A 15,093-nucleotide genomic window follows, 5' to 3' on the forward strand; every position below is an offset into this window, starting at 1 on the left:
GACGCACCCACGGCGCGCCGACCAATGCTACAGAATGCCTGCCGTTGCGGCACAACCGCTTTTTCAGGCTTTTATTGCAAAGTGTGTTGCTCGATGAATTCCATCGGCTGCAATCCTTCGCGGCTTACCAGTCGATTCAACTCGATCCGGGGCAAACGAACGGTCAGCAGACTGACACCTTCTTCGTCGTGCTCTTCTTTCTGCACCGCGCCGAGTTCGAAAAACTGCGCACGCAGTCGCGCAAATCGTTGCGGCAATCGCAAGGTACCGACAAACAGATCACTGCCGAGCAATTCGGCAATCGCCTGCTCAAGCAATTCCAGACCGCTGCCATCGCGCGCCGACAGCCAGACCCGCTGGGGCTTGCCGTCTTCATCGCGCTGGATTTGCGGCTCGACACCTTCGAGCAAATCGAGTTTGTTATAGACCTCGAGGATCGGCAAGTCCTGGGCACCAATCTCGCCCAGCACCACCATCACCTGCTCGATCTGCAACATGCGATCCGGTTCCGCCGCGTCGATGACGTGCAACAGCAAGTCTGAGTTGCTCGACTCTTCGAGGGTAGACCGAAATGCTTCAACCAGCTTGTGCGGCAAGTGCCGGATGAAACCCACCGTGTCGGCCAGGACAATCGGCCCCAGGTCATCCAGATCCAGACGACGCAGGGTCGGGTCGAGCGTGGCGAACAACTGGTCAGCCGCGTAGACCTCGGATTTCGTCACGTTGTTGAACAGCGTGGACTTGCCGGCGTTGGTATAGCCGACCAGCGATACAGTCGGAATCTCTGCCCGCGAACGGCCGCGACGCGATTGCTCGCGCTGGCTGCGCACCTTCTCCAGCCGGCCCTTGATCTGGCGCAGACGAACCCGCAGCAGTCGCCGGTCGGTTTCGAGCTGGGTTTCACCCGGGCCGCGCATGCCGATGCCGCCACCCTGACGCTCAAGGTGAGTCCAGCCGCGGACCAGCCGGGTGCTCATGTGGTCAAGCTGGGCCAGTTCGACCTGGAGCTTGCCTTCATGGGTACGGGCGCGTTGGGCGAAAATATCGAGAATCAGACCGGTGCGGTCGATCACGCGACACTCGAAAACACGTTCGAGGTTGCGTTCCTGACTGGGCGTGAGGACGTGATTGAAAATCACCAGATCGGCTTCTTCAGCCTTGACCAGGTCGCGTAGCTCTTCGACCTTGCCGCTGCCGATCAGGTATTTGGCGGTTGGCCGATGACGCGGCACGTTAAAAAACGCAACGGTCTCGGCGCCGGCCGAATTAGCCAACTCCTGAAACTCCTGCGGATCTTCGCGCGCCTCAGGGTCCTGTCCATCCAAGTGAACGAGGATTACCCGTTCACCACCACCGTGGCGCTCAAAGAACAAAGGAGACTCCTATCAGGCGTTACCCGGAGCTGGCTCTGCGTCGCCCTGTTCGTTTTCGGTTGCGCTAGGCAGACGAATCGGACGAACCGGCACTACGGTCGAGATAGCATGTTTGTAAACCATCTGGCTGACGGTGTTCTTCAGCAGGATCACGAACTGGTCGAACGACTCGATCGTGCCTTGCAGTTTGATACCGTTGACCAGGTAGATGGAAACCCCGACTTTCTCTTTACGTAAAGTATTCAGGTAAGGGTCTTGTAGCGAATGCCCTTTTGACATGTGCCGCACTCCTTTAAGGATTCAATAATAAAAAATAGGTAATTCAGATGGCTTTGGCCGCCACACCCCCAAGGATAGACGGCAATTGCAAGGACTCAGCTCAATATGGAGATGGTCCCAAGGTATTTCAAGGCGCGTGGCAGATTGTCGCAATCAAGACTGTCCAGCCAGTGTAAATCTTCCCAGCTGCGCAGCCAGGTGAACTGGCGTTTGGCCAATTGGCGCGTGGCGATGATGCCGCGCTCCTGCATTTCGGCCAACGTCAGCTTGCCATCCAGGTAGTCCCAGACTTGGCGATAGCCTACCGCACGTATAGACGGCAACCCGGCATGCAGGTCACTTCTATTACGCAGGGCTACGACCTCGTCGATGAATCCCTGTTCCAACATAATTGTGAATCTTTGTCTGATACGGTCATGCAGTACCTGGCGGTTTGCCGGGGCGATGGCCAGGTTCGCGACAGTATAGGGCAATTGTTGCAGTCCCGAAGCGGCTGCTTCGGTACTTTGCGCAGATTGTTGCTGACGCAGGTCGGTCATGCTTCGACCGCTGACTCGATACACTTCGAGGGCGCGACTCAGACGCTGCGGATCGTTGGGATGAATCCGCGCCGCCGACACCGGGTCGATGAGCGCCAATTGATCGTGCAGCGCCTGCCAGCCAAGGCGCGCGGCCTCTTCTTCGATCTGCGCGCGCACCTCGGGATCGGCGGCGGGCATGTCCGCCAGGCCGTCGACCAACGCCTTGTAATAGAGCATGGTGCCGCCCACCAGCAGCGGGATTTTTCCGCGTGCGGTGATTTCAGCCATGGCTTGCAGGGCATCACGGCGAAAGTCCGCAGCCGAATAGGCTTCGGCCGGATCAAGAATATCGATCAAGCGGTGCGGATGCTCGGCCAGCAGCTCTTTTGAAGGCTTGGCGGTGCCGATGTCCATGCCGCGATAGACCAGCGCCGAATCGACACTGATCAGCTCGCATGGCAACACCTTGGTCAGCTCGATGGCCAGGTCGGTCTTGCCCGCAGCGGTCGGGCCCATCAGAAAAATCGCTGGAGGCAGCTGGCTCATCAACGACCGCGCAGGAACAGTTTGTCCAGATCGTCCAGGCCCAGTTGGGTCCAGGTCGGTCGGCCATGGTTGCATTGACCGCTGCGCTCGGTGTTTTCCATGTCGCGCAGCAGGCCGTTCATTTCCGGCAGGGCCAGGCGCCGGTTGGCGCGAATCGCGCCGTGACAGGCCATGGTGCCGAGCAATTCATTCAGGTGCGCCTGAATGCGGTCGCTGGTGCCGTATTCCATCAGGTCCGAGAGCACGTCACCCACCAAACGATTGGCTTCGGCCTGCTTGAGCAACGCCGGGATCTGCCGGATCGCCAGGGTTTCCGGGCCCAGCCGCTGCAATTCGAAGCCCAGCCGCTGGAACCACGCGGCATGCTCTTCGGCGCAATCGGCTTCGCGCTGACTCACGGCCAGCGACTCCGGCACCAGCAACGGCTGTCCGCTGAGCCCTTCACTGGCCATGGCGATCTTCAGGCGTTCGTACATGATCCGCTCATGTGCGGCATGCATGTCCACCAGCACCAGGCCATGGGCGTTCTCGGACAGAATATAAATGCCTTTGAGCTGCGCCAGTGCATAACCGAGCGGCGGAATATCTTCCTGGCCGGTCGGTAGCGCGCTGGCATTAGCCTCAGGCAGCGGCGCAAAAAATTCTTTGTAAGCGGCTTGAGCCTCGGCGGCGGGAACAGCCGATTGCGGGCGTGGCGTGTACTGATACTGATAAGCGCCGCCAGCACTGGCACCGGACGAGGTATTGAACGCCGGTTGTGCCTGCGGTTGCTCAAGCAGCGCATTGGCGGCCAGACGCATCTCGCCCTGCGGGCCAAATTCGCCCGCCTCGATTCCGCTGGGTCGAACGATCGCCGTGGTGACCGAGCCGGCCAGTTGATCTTCCGGACGCACGTCGCCCAGCGCACGGTGCAAGGTGCCATAGAGGAAGTCATGCACCATGCGCCCGTCGCGGAAGCGCACTTCGTGCTTGGTCGGGTGCACGTTGACGTCGACCGCCGCCGGATCAACCTCGAAAAACAGCGCGAACGTCGGGTGACGACCGTTGAACAGCACGTCGCGATAAGCCTGACGTACCGCGTGGGCGACCAGTTTGTCGCGCACCGCGCGGCCGTTTACAAAGAAATACTGCAAATCGGCCTGACTGCGGTTGAACGTCGGCAAACCGACCCAGCCCCACAGGTGCAGACCATTGCGCTCGATCTCGATCGGCAGCGCCTGCTCAAGGAACCCCGAACCGCAGATTGCCGCCACCCGCCGGGCGCGGGCCGCATCATCGTGGGCCTCGTGCAGGCTGAGGATGGTTTTGCCGTTGTGGCGCAGATGGAAGGCCACGTCGAAACGCGCCAGCGCCAGACGCTTGATCACTTCTTGCAGATGATCGAATTCGGTTTTTTCGGTTTTGAGAAATTTGCGCCGCGCCGGGGTATTGAAAAACAGGTCGCGGACTTCTACAGAGGTGCCGACCGGGTGCGCGGCGGGCTGTACGCGAGGCGCCATGTCGCGGCCCTCCGTCTCGACCTGCCAGGCCTGATCGGCATCGCGGGTGCGCGAGGTCAGGGTCAGGCGCGCCACGGAGCTGATCGACGCCAGCGCCTCACCACGGAAACCCAGGCTCATCACCTGCTCAAGGTCTTCGAGGTTGCGAATCTTGCTGGTGGCATGACGGGCCAGCGCCAGCGGCAGGTCGTCGGCGGAAATGCCGCTACCGTCGTCACGCACCCGCAACAGCTTGACACCGCCCTGCTCGACATCGACATCGATACGTTTGGCGCCGGAGTCGAGGCTGTTTTCCAGCAGCTCCTTGATGACCGAGGCCGGGCGTTCAACCACCTCACCGGCGGCAATCTGGTTCGCCAGCCGTGGGCTGAGCAGTTCGATGCGGGCGCTGTTCAAAACCTCGTTCATTCTTTCGACGCCAGTTCAGTGCCGGGAATGGTCAGGTGCTGGCCGACTTTCAGCTCATCGGTTTTCAGGTTGTTCGCCGCGCGCAATGTGGCCGGCGACACTTGGTAACGCACACCAATCATCGCCAGCGTCTCGCCCGGACCGACGCGGTGATCACGCGGGCCTTGAGCGATCTTGCCGGAATCCCGCAGCCAGGCGATGTAGGTGCCCGGTGGCGGGTTCTGCTGGAAGAACTGCCGCACGCCGCTGCTGATCGAGCGGGCCAGCGCTTGCTGGTGGCTCGACGCCGAGAGTTTGCTGGCCTCGTTGGCGTTCGAAATAAAACCGGTTTCGACCAGAATCGACGGGATGTCCGGCGATTTCAACACCATGAACCCGGCCTGTTCCACGCGCTGTTTGTGCAGCGGCGTAACGCGGCCAATGTTGGTCAGAACTTTCTGGCCGACGTTGAGACTGGAGGTCAGCGAGGCCGTCATCGACAGGTCGAGCAGCACGCCGGCGAGCATGCGGTCCTTGTCATCTAGGCTGACGTTGCCGGCACCACCGATCAGGTCGGAACGGTTTTCGCTGTCGGCCAGCCAACGGGCAGTCTCGGACGTGGCGCCGCGATCAGACAGGGCAAACACCGACGCACCAAACGCCGCAGCGGATGGCGCGGCGTCGGCGTGAATCGAGACGAACAGGTCGGCGCCCTTCTTGCGGGCGATTTCGGTACGCCCACGCAGCGGAATGAAGTAGTCGCCGGTGCGCGTCAGTTCGGCGCGGAAGCCTTTCATGCCGTTGACCTGACGCTGCAATTCGCGAGCGATCTGCAGCACCACGTCTTTTTCACGCTGGCCGCGTGAGCCAGAGGCACCCGGGTCTTCACCGCCGTGGCCGGCATCGATCACCACAATAATGTCGCGCTTGCCGGCCGGGGCTGGCGGCAGTTTGATCGCCGGTTCCGTCGGAGTCACCGGCACTGCCGGCACGGTCGCCACCGAAGGCGTTGGCGCAGGCGGCGGCGCGGCATCGGCCGGGTTGTCGAACAGGTCGACCACCAATCGGTTGCCGTACTGCGCGTTCGGCGCCAGCGAGAAGCTTTTCGGGGTGACGGCTTTCTTCAGGTCGATGACCACGCGCAAATCGGTCGGCGTGCGCTGGGCCGAGCGCATGGCGGTGATCGGCGTGTTGGCGGTCTGCACATTCAGAGGCGCACCGAGGGTGGCACCATTGATATCGATGACCAGACGGTCCGGTGCAGTCAGGGTAAATACGCTGTGCTGTACCGGGCCGCTCAGGTCGAAGACCAGTCGCGTGTTGTCCGGCGCCCGCCACAGACGCACGCTGTTGACCTTTGAATCGGCCACAGCGTTGACGGTTACTGCCATCAACATCAGTCCAGCGGCAGCCACCAACGCGCGAAAGCGCATACCAAACCCCATCATTTAATTGGATTCCAATGCCAAAGCGGCACACCAGGCCTCGCCACGCGAGCCCTGGGATAAAATTTTCAGCGAACGCCCGCTGTCTTGCGGGCTAATGGTAATGGTCAGGTCAGGCTTTGGCAAAAAGCCTGCACCTTTATCGGGCCACTCGATCAGGCACAGCGCATCGTCTTCGAAGTAATCGCGGATGCCGAGAAACTCCAGTTCCTCCGGATCGACCAGGCGATACAGGTCGAAGTGGAAGGCACGAACGTCACCGATCTCGTAGGGCTCGACCAAGGTGAAGGTCGGACTTTTTACCGCGCCGACATGCCCCAGCCCGCGAATGATGCCACGCGAGAGCGTGGTTTTGCCCATGCCCAGGTTGCCTTCGAGAAAAATCAGGCCATGGCCCTGGGTCACGCGGGCGATCCGTGCGCCAAAGTCGCTCATGGCCTGTTCATCGGCCAGGTACAGGGTTACTTCAGACACGGTGCTTGCTCCTCCAACAACTGACGAATGGCTGGAATCAGATCACTGGCCGCCAGCCCACGGCCGAATTTGCCTTGTTGCAAGCCGGCATTGGCGTGCAGCCACACGGCGAGACTTGCCGCATCGAAAGCCTGCATGCCCTGCGCCAGCAGTGCGCCGATCAAACCGGCCAGCACATCGCCGAGGCCACCCGTGGCCATCGCCGGATGGCCTTGATGACACAGCGAAAGGCGCCCGTCGGGATGCGCGATCAGACTGCCCGTGCCTTTGAGCACGACGACTGCTGAGTATTTCTTGCTCAACGCCAGCGCTGCCGCCGGGCGATCCGCCTGCACTTCGGCAGTGCTGATGCCCAACAAACGCGCCGCCTCCCCGGATGCGGAGTGATCACGCAATCCTTGGGTAATTGAACGAAGCCGCTGGCCAGCAGGTTCAACGCATCGGCGTCCCACACCTGTGGCAAGGATGCGTTGGCTGCGGCGGACAACAATGCGCGCCCCCAACTGGCTTGCCCCAGCCCGGGCCCGACGACCAGCGTCGAGACCTTTTCCAGCAAACCCATTAACTGATTGGCCGACGAGGTGCCGAGGGCCATAGCTTCCGGCACCCGGGTCAGCGCCGCCGGAACGTGCTCGGGACGCGTCGCCAGCGACACCATGCCCGCGCCGCTGCGCAAGGCCATTTGCGTACTGAGCAGAATCGCTCCGCCAAAGCCGTGATCACCACCGATCAACAGCACATGGCCAAAACGGCCCTTGTGCGCCGTCGGTGCGCGCGGGGCTGGCAGCGGAAGATTAGCCGGGTTGAGGCGTCGGGCGCGGACAGCAATGTCACTATAAATGTCGGCGCTGGCCTGCAGATCATTGAATACCAGCACACCGACGTGATCGGCGGCATCGCCATTGAACAGGCCGAGTTTCAGGCCGATGAAAGTCACCGTGAGATCAGCCTGCACCGCGACGCCCAAGGTTCGTCCGGTGTCAGCACAAAGCCCGGAAGGAATATCGACTGCCGTCACGGGCAGACCGCTGGCATTGATCGCGTTGATCGCTGCGGCATAAGGCTCGCGCACCTCGCCGCTCAAGCCTGTGCCCAGCAAGGCGTCGACAACGATGCCGCGCAGCTCGCTGTCATCTGTCCAGTGCTGCATAGCAACACCTGCGGCCAGAGCTTCGGCATGGGCGCGTGCCGCATCCCCTTGCAAGCGCTGCGGATCGCCCACCGCCAGCACGCGCACAGCCCAACCGGCGCGCAATGCCAGTGCGGCGATCAGGTAACCGTCCCCGGCATTGTTGCCGTGCCCGGCCAGAACCGTCAGCTCGCTCGCGTCCGGCCATTGCCGCACCAGCGCGCGCCAGCTCGCCCGGGCCGCGCGCTGCATCAATTCGAAGCCCGGCGTGCCGGCGGCAATCAGCCGCGCGTCGAGCTCACGCACCTGAGCGGCGCCGTACAGTGCGTCGGGTAATTCATCTTTCGTCTGCGGCATGCGTCTTCGGGCTCCGATGTCTGGCAGAATTATACGCACCTCAGCTCCGGTTTCTCTCGCCTCATGTCCGCCATTACCACAGACCTGCCCGCCCTCGCCCAATCGATCAAGGAGTGGGGCCGCGAGCTGGGCTTTCAGCAAGTCGGCATCAGCGGCCTGAACCTCGCCGAGCACGAGCAGCACCTCGAGCGCTGGCTCGCCGCCGGCTACCACGGCGAAATGAACTACATGGGCGCCCATGGCAGCAAACGCTCGCATCCCGAGGAACTGGTGCCGGGTACTTTGCGCGTGGTCTCGCTGCGCATGGACTACCTGCCCGGTGACACCCAAATGGCGCAAATGCTGGCGCAACCGGAAAAAGCCTACGTGTCGCGTTATGCCTTGGGCCGCGATTACCACAAATTGATCCGTAAACGTGTTCAACAATTGGCCGACAGGATTCAGGCCGAGATCGGCCCGTTCGGTTTTCGCGCGTTTGTCGACAGCGCGCCGGTGCTGGAAAAAGCCATCGCCGAACAGGCCGGGCTGGGCTGGATCGGCAAGAACACCCTGGTGCTGAATCGCAAGGCCGGCAGTTATTTCTTCTTGAGCGAGCTGTTCGTCGACCTGCCGCTGCCGGTGGATGAGCCGCACAGCACTGAACATTGCGGCCGTTGCACTGCGTGTCTGGATATCTGCCCGACCAACGCCTTCGTCGGCCCGTATGTGCTGGACGCGCGGCGCTGCATTTCCTATCTGACCATCGAACTGAAAAGCGCCATCCCCGAAGAGCTGCGCCCGCTGATCGGCAATCGAGTGTTCGGCTGTGACGACTGCCAGATCGTCTGCCCGTGGAACCGCTTCGCCAAGCCTTCCGGGGAAAGCGATTTCAAGCCACGGCACAACCTCGACAATGCCGAACTGGCGGAGTTGTTTTTGTGGGATGAAGAGAAGTTTTTCAGCAGCACCGAAGGTTCGCCGTTGCGGCGAGCGGGGTATGAGCGCTGGTTGCGGAATCTGGCAGTGGGGCTGGGCAATGCGCCTTCAACGATTCCGGTGCTGGAAGCGTTGAAGGCGCGACGGGATTATCCGTCAGAGTTGGTTAGAGAGCATGTGGAGTGGGCGCTGGGCCGGCACTCCAGACCTTCAGATCACTAAACGGCGAGCGAAGTACTCAGGATGCTATTGGCGTTTTGCTTCCATACTTGCAGCAGCTTTTATTCTTCCGGGGGTTTCCTCCTTAGTCCAATGGCCGCCTGCCTGCATGACTTTGCAAACTCTCGTATTACTGTCCTCTAGCAGGTAAATACGCTCCCCGCGTCCGGCCGACCTCGTGAAATAAACATGCGTTACTCTTCTTCCAGCGCCGGCTCCTCCCATGTCACCCCAATGCATGTCGGACGCCGCGGCTGCTTCATTGGGTGGCACATTTTCTTCCACTTTTTTGTAAAACTTTTCAGCCATTTCTTCCCTTTTAGCAGTCGAAATTTTGTGTTTCTTGGGCCTTTGCACCTGCCAGGGCTTCGCCTCTTCCGCTGCGGGCGCCGTGGAACTTTGTGGATTGTTGCTTGTTCTACGCGTTCCTACATGTCTTGCGTTTTTGGCTACGCCGTTACGATCAGGGCTGAGCCCTTTGCTAAAGGCTGAAGCCATCTTCCTGCCAGCATTCACGGCAGCTTTTGCACCCGCGGCCAAACCTGCACCGAGCGAAGCCAGCCCGAGACCGAAACTGATCCAGCCCAATATCTCGCCTGCTTGAGAAGCCGGTGCCAGCTCATTGACCACCTCGCCGGCAATACCCGCCAGGCCTGAAGCAACCGCCAGCCCCAACGCCGCCACTGCCCATGGCGTCGCCGCGCCCATCGTCACCACGCTGGCAACAATCCCGAGAATACTCAGCCCGATGCCCAATATTGATTGCCAGGAGATATGCCCGGTCGGGTCAACACGGTTGACAGGGTCGCCCAGGCAATAACTGTAGGCATTCAATCCGCCCGCGCCGAACGGACTCATGCTGTCGGGGGCGAGGAATCGCATCAATGTCGGGCTATAGGCTCTGTAACCGTTGCCCAGCAAATACAGTCCGGTTACCGGATCAAGTTGCTCGCCGTTGAATCCAGCCAGGCTGAACAATCCGCCTTCAGCAGGACGGTGCCCGTAAGGGCTGTAGGCACAATCGTAGAGCTGTTCCTTGCCCAGCGTTGCCAGCACGCTTTGCTGCTGATCGGTGCCAAACAGCTGGGCGCCGGCGTTCAAGCCCAGTTGCTGTTGCCCCACAAGCGCGCCACCGTGACGCATGACACTGGATGAATTCTCACCACTGATCTCATGGGCGACCCGGCCTGCGTAGTAGTAACGCTGCGTCGTTACCTTGTCGGGTTGCGACAGTTCAACCAGATCGTCGAAACCGTCGTAATGGTAGCCACGAATGACTGATCCCCCTGCGCCGGATAATTGCTCAAGGCGCCCGAACGCGTCATAGGCCAGGGTTCGCGCCTGATCGTCCTTGATCATCCTGCCGTTGGCGTCGTACTCCAGCGTCACTGCCGGCGGATAGTCGCCATGGGAATGTTTGACGGCGCTGAGCTGTACAGGATCTGGATTGTCATAACTGAAGGTCGTCAGATTCACGCCCAGCGGGAACTTCGTCTGCACGGTAAGCATGTTATCCAGCGCATCGAAGGTGAATTTCTGCTGGACAATTTCCTTGCCATACGGATCGTGGGGCTTTTGGGTACCGGCACAGTCGTACTGGATCAAACGCCCGCGAACATCGTAGATGAATTGCTCATCACGCAAGAGTTGCGTACCGCGCCTGGACACCTTCTGCGCCAGTTTGCCTGCAAGCGTGTAAGTCGATTCCAGCGTCTGGTCAGGCTGGCCCTGGATCTCGAATGTACGGCGGACTTCTCGACCGATATCGTCATAGGCAAACCGGGTGATCATCTGACGCTTGATCGATGTGTCTTCGGTTTTCGTCCAGCCCAGCATCCCGGTCTGGAGGTCGTAGTGGAATTCGGTTTTCAACGAACCCTGCGTGGTGACCAGCAGGCGGCCGTGCTCATCGTATGCGGATGTGCTTTGGACTCCGAGTACATCGACATGGCTGACCGGGCGCCCCTGTAGGGAATAGCTACTGGACGTTGCTTTCGTGACAGTGCCAAAGGTCGTCGTTTCGGATTTGACGCGTCCGGAAGGGTAATAGCTGAAACTGCGTTGCCTGCCGTTTTCGGTACAAGCCAAAGGATTGCCACTGACGCGGTCATAAGTCAGGGTGGTGACCAGTTCCCCTGCCTTGCGCTCCGTCAGTAAACCGCCCAGATCGCGCAAATAGGTGAATTCGGTTTTTTTGCCATCAGCACTCTTGTGCCACTGAGGCTGAGTGAAGCCCGCTTCATAACCTGCCTCGGACTTTCGCCCGCCCACGGTACTTTTGGATCAAACGACTCAAACCGTCATAGGTTTGCTGCCCCAACGCTTTGCCATCGACCTTGATACCGATCGCCAGCTGTTCGTCGCTGTGCTCGGCGTAGTCTGTGATCACCTCACTGGCGTCAGGCAGGACCGTGCGGATTATCCGATCAAAAACGTCGTACTCATATCGAGTGGTATTGCCGACAGGATCTGTCTCGCTGGTTGTGCGTCCGAATCCGTCGTAGGCGTAAACGGTTTTGCCCAGACTCTTGTTCTTCAGATTGAAGCTCTCGACACTCAGCGGTTTGCCAAAATCATTGACGAGGGTGAGTGTCTTGCCCATTCCCTGGAGCCAAGTGGTTTGCTGGCGAAGGACCGGATTCGTCTCGTTTTTTTCGACTCGCCCGTCGGCATGCAGCGTCTTGCTGACCTGGCCCCAAGAGTCGAACTCGTAGCCGGTGCTGGCAGGATAAGGCGTGCCTTCACGCCAATCGGTCAGCGTCACTTTTACTTTGCGTCCGACCGCATCATGCTGAGCCGAATACAGCATGCGACTCTGAATGAGCCCGTCCTTGTCCGGATGGTCGCAGTCCTTTTCCTGAACGGTGATCACCCGCTCCAGACCGTCATAGGTCACCCGCTGTTCGCCGCCGACGGGATCGGTGGTCACCACCGTCGCCGGCTGCTCCTTGCTGGCAGCCAGATACGCCCACTGAGTGGCAGCCGCATAAGGGGTGCCAGGAGCAACCGTTTTTCGCACCGTTCGGCCAATTGCATCGTATTCATATTCGATGCGCTCACCATCGACACCCAACTCCGACAACGGTAATCCATTGAGTGTGCAAAGCACTTTCTCAAAAGTCTGCAGCGCATCGTCAAACCCTCGGGTGCTGGATTTGACCCGCAACTTGTCGCCTTCAAGCTCGTAGGTAAATTCGGTGGAGGTTTTTTTATCGTTGAGGATGACATTTTGCTGTTTCGTGGCCCCGTGCTTGAGCGGGTCCTTTGGCGTAGACAGATAGCTGCGTTCGGTTTTCGAGCGCAAAATCTCGACACCGTCCACTATTTCGAAAAACCGCTCCGCAACCGGTAACACGCTGGCCAATCCCGCGCCCTCCAGCGCCGGATGCAGGGCATAGTCGTAGTACGTGACTGTCGAAGCATCCTCCGAGGCGGCAGCAGTGACCGTCCTCTTTCTCGGGAACCTGGAGAAACCCAGCGGATCTTTCGGGCAGTTATCGCCACCACTTGCCGGATAAAACTCCGTCGTAGTCGTCACACCACTTGGCTCAACATGCTTGAGCAAATTGCCTTCACCATCGAACTCGGTGACGGTCGTTTCCAAACGCTGCTGTAGGGTGCGCCGATCGAGGTGAGTCACGGTGTGAACCTTCGGCATGCGGAACTGAGCCACCTGCTCATTGAAAAGCTTGGTGACGGAACAGTGATACTCAGTGGCCGTGGCGACCTGAGCGTCGCCACAGGTTGTAACCTCAGCCACCAGCAAGTGGAATTTGTTGTAGGTGCGCACAATGCGGGTATGCACCTTACCGCTCAGTATCAACTGCTCGTCCGAGGTGTAGACATAGTGACCCTGCGCCAGATAAAGAGGATCCAGTTCCTTGTTGTCCTTGTCTGGAGTCGCGTCGACGCCCTGCCCCAGAAAATTATGATCGGAGTAAGCGTAGGCCTTGCAGAGTCGAGGCTGGCCGCGTCCTGGGTAAACATCGTGCGCAATGACAAAGGGGAGTGTCTTTTCCCCGTCACTTTTGAAGCGGTGACCTAGTCGCTTGTAGCGAATGATTTCTACGCCACGCAACGGATTGACGACGCGCCACAAGTAGCTGGCCCCATCAATAACCTCATACTCCAGTTTCCATTCGCTGCCGACCGGAAGCTTGATTTCCGTTACTCGACTGTTGCTCAAAATCAACTTGTAATTGGAACTTGACGAGGTATCAGGATGCCGGGTCAAGTTGACCCGACCTTCAGAACGGGTGATTTTCAACAAGCATCGTTTGGCGTCATGGACTTCGCTCAATCGGGGAAAACCGTTGAACGACTCGTGCTTCAGCGTAATGCTCGCACCGTTCGCCGCGATTATCTTTTCCGCTACGGCGACCTGAGTGCCAGCCAGGACTTTGAGCAGTTCGCGCCGCCCATCCCTGTACCGAACTTCATAGCGCCCTGATCCGGCCACCAACACTTTCGCCGTTTGCAGCTTCATTTCCTTGAAGTGCAGACTGTCAGGCGTTTCTACGGCTTTGTAGCGCTCGCCGCTGGACAGCGTCATGACTTTGCTGAGCACGTCGTAACTGGTCATGGTCAAAGACCAGCCAATGCCAAAGCCGGCATCCGCCTGATTGAGCGGATTGAAGCCCAGTGAAAGTGCAAGCTCAGGACCATTGAGATCCGCCGAATGCAATTTTCCCAACGAAAAGGCGCACGTGTACATGCCCGTGCGGGGATCAACGCCTCCAGAAACAAACTCACCGAAGTTGAACGCGTTTGATTGAACAGCGGAAGATGAATTACTTTCCATAGAAAAAAATCTCCGTTACTTCAGATGTAGATAATGGCAGGTCACGTTGATCAGCGAACAATCGCTGACCACACACGTAAAATCAGGAAAACTGCTTTGTTGAACGCTTCGATTCACCCAGAATGAAAGTCCGTCGTTCTATATCACCATCAATAGCAAGCCAGTGTTCCGAACCGAACTCATCAATAACTGCAAGTTCAAACGCACCGTCGCTGCCCGGCTTTTCCTCTGTCTGAAGCGTGGTGCGCTGCACAAGGGTCAACACCCCCGGAACATCGTTGAGCGGAAAAGTGATATAACCGAGAGGAGTCTTGACCGAAGCCGATCGCCCGTAGATCGGCGCCAGATAACCATAAAAACTTCTGCCGCCGCCACTGTTGTGATTTATCGTACCTGACGAGTACACCATGACCGCATCTTCAGCATCATACGGATTAAGCGCTATGGTATTACTATACCAATCAAGCAAGTTTATCTGACGACCATCAGCGTGAAGTCCGAGATGAAAATATTGAATCCGCTCCTCGTATACTCGCTCCGTGAACGTGCCGTACTTATGAAGAGAAAAACTGCTCCGGGTATATTTTTTCGGCGGGATCGCCTCCAGCGTAACACTGCTGTCGAAACCGATTCCGTTGCTTCGCAATACCACGCCGTCCATGGAAATCTCGGCGGCCACGTCCATGATTCCAGGTCTGGAAGCCGAAACCCAGAACTGAAAAATCTGTACCGGATCAGAGGGGTCGCTTATCCGGTGGTCCGTGCTACGCGGAACTTCTGTCAGGCGCGTTTCCCCACCCGACATTTCGTGAGCATAACGATTCTCTTGCAGCGATACACTCCAGTCTCCATCCAGCGGCCGAGCGCCGTTATAGGCAATCAATCGCAGTGATTGCAAACCGGGATGCCCGTACAACGATGCGCCGTCACCGTTGTTATCGATGCCGTGCAGAAGCACCAATACACGCACCTGCATACGACCGTTGGCATAAAGCACTTTGTGCTGGCCTGAACGTGTGGAGTCGAGTTTCACCTCGATACGGGAAATACCAATTTGATCATCAAACATTTGATACCACCTTGCTGACTGATAAATTTCATCCTTTAAGGACTCAGCAAAGTATTGAGGCTCAATCTAAATAAGAACA

At 58.8% G+C, this 15,093-nt stretch carries 10 protein-coding genes and 1 pseudogene; 1 reads left to right on the plus strand and 10 read right to left on the minus strand.

The annotated features are described in order from the left end of the window. Positions 1-71 precede the first annotated feature (71 nt). The 7 genes and pseudogenes from hflX to M0746_RS23015 all read right to left on the minus strand — a co-directional run bounded on the left by hflX (position 72) and on the right by M0746_RS23015 (position 8,010). Positions 72-1,373 carry a ribosome rescue GTPase HflX gene (gene hflX, locus M0746_RS22985; RefSeq protein WP_090280771.1) on the minus strand — a complete coding sequence of 434 codons (1,302 nt, stop codon included), beginning with the start codon at positions 1,371-1,373 and terminating at the stop codon, positions 72-74. Between the two features lie 12 nt (positions 1,374-1,385). Beyond that, positions 1,386-1,652, minus strand: a complete 267-nt coding sequence (gene hfq, locus M0746_RS22990) for an RNA chaperone Hfq (RefSeq protein WP_090280768.1) — start codon at positions 1,650-1,652, stop codon at positions 1,386-1,388. A gap of 95 nt (positions 1,653-1,747) precedes the next feature. Then, positions 1,748-2,719 carry a tRNA (adenosine(37)-N6)-dimethylallyltransferase MiaA gene (gene miaA, locus M0746_RS22995; RefSeq protein WP_258450692.1) on the minus strand — a complete coding sequence of 324 codons (972 nt, stop codon included), beginning with the start codon at positions 2,717-2,719 and terminating at the stop codon, positions 1,748-1,750. After that, on the minus strand, positions 2,719-4,626 hold the full coding sequence (mutL, locus tag M0746_RS23000) for a DNA mismatch repair endonuclease MutL (RefSeq protein ID WP_258450693.1): 1,908 nt from the start codon (positions 4,624-4,626) through the stop codon (positions 2,719-2,721). Before mutL ends, miaA begins: the two co-directional genes overlap by 1 nt. After that, a complete protein-coding gene (locus tag M0746_RS23005) occupies positions 4,623-6,002 on the minus strand; it encodes an N-acetylmuramoyl-L-alanine amidase (protein ID WP_394598461.1) in 1,380 nt (459 codons plus the stop codon). Before M0746_RS23005 ends, mutL begins: the two co-directional genes overlap by 4 nt. A gap of 51 nt (positions 6,003-6,053) precedes the next feature. Next, complete coding sequence (gene tsaE / locus M0746_RS23010) at positions 6,054-6,524, minus strand: tRNA (adenosine(37)-N6)-threonylcarbamoyltransferase complex ATPase subunit type 1 TsaE (protein ID WP_007967425.1); 471 nt, start codon at positions 6,522-6,524, stop codon at positions 6,054-6,056. Further along, positions 6,512-8,010 (minus strand): annotated as a pseudogene (locus M0746_RS23015) (NAD(P)H-hydrate dehydratase). Before M0746_RS23015 ends, tsaE begins: the two are co-directional and overlap by 13 nt. Positions 8,011-8,073: 63 nt before the next feature. Here M0746_RS23015 and queG point away from each other — a divergent pair. Next, entirely contained in the window at positions 8,074-9,147 is a 1,074-nt protein-coding gene (gene queG, locus M0746_RS23020; RefSeq protein ID WP_258450694.1) for a tRNA epoxyqueuosine(34) reductase QueG, read from the plus strand. Between the two features lie 24 nt (positions 9,148-9,171). On the opposite strand, the gene M0746_RS23025 is transcribed toward queG, so the two are convergent. The 3 genes from M0746_RS23025 to M0746_RS23035 all read right to left on the minus strand — a co-directional run bounded on the left by M0746_RS23025 (position 9,172) and on the right by M0746_RS23035 (position 15,014). Continuing rightward, a complete protein-coding gene (locus tag M0746_RS23025) occupies positions 9,172-11,415 on the minus strand; it encodes an RHS repeat-associated core domain-containing protein (RefSeq protein WP_258450695.1) in 2,244 nt (747 codons plus the stop codon). Beyond that, positions 11,384-13,945 carry an RHS repeat domain-containing protein gene (locus M0746_RS23030; RefSeq protein ID WP_258450696.1) on the minus strand — a complete coding sequence of 854 codons (2,562 nt, stop codon included), beginning with the start codon at positions 13,943-13,945 and terminating at the stop codon, positions 11,384-11,386. The genes M0746_RS23025 and M0746_RS23030 overlap by 32 nt, the downstream gene beginning before the upstream one ends. Positions 13,946-14,027: 82 nt before the next feature. Further along, positions 14,028-15,014, minus strand: a complete 987-nt coding sequence (locus M0746_RS23035) for a hypothetical protein (RefSeq protein WP_258450697.1) — start codon at positions 15,012-15,014, stop codon at positions 14,028-14,030. Positions 15,015-15,093: the final 79 nt, after the last annotated feature.

Source organism: Pseudomonas sp. S11P7 (assembly GCF_023195435.1).
In the GTDB taxonomy this organism is placed as follows: domain Bacteria; phylum Pseudomonadota; class Gammaproteobacteria; order Pseudomonadales; family Pseudomonadaceae; genus Aquipseudomonas; species Aquipseudomonas fluorescens_G.